The 224-nt window shown below is 68.8% G+C and carries 1 protein-coding gene; it reads right to left on the bottom strand.

Annotation, left to right across the window (positions count from 1 at the left end; translation table 11 throughout):
* Window positions 1–224 (bottom strand): tetratricopeptide repeat protein (locus MXD59_RS26190; protein WP_248827230.1); only part of this gene is annotated, 224 nt, incomplete at both ends.

Genomic DNA, 224 nt, shown 5'->3' with positions numbered 1-224 from the left:
GGGGCCGAGGATGCGGACGCGGTCGGTGAGGGTCTGTTCGTACAGGTCGGTGGCGTCGGTGAGGCGTCCCGCGGTCTCGTAGGCGTAGGCGAGGTTGTTGCGGGAGGTCAGGGTGTTGGGGTGGTCGGGGCCGAGGATGCGGGTGCTGTCGGTGAGGGTCTGTTCGTACAGGTCGGTGGCGTCGGTGAGGCGTCCCGCGGTCTGGTAGGCGTAGGCGAGGTTGT

The sequence above is a fragment of the Frankia umida genome (genome assembly GCF_023242945.1).
Classification (GTDB): Bacteria; Actinomycetota; Actinomycetes; order Frankiales; family Frankiaceae; genus Frankia; species Frankia umida.
The sequence above is the reverse complement of the archived record's forward strand: the minus strand, read 5'-3'. Positions and strand labels throughout refer to the sequence as shown.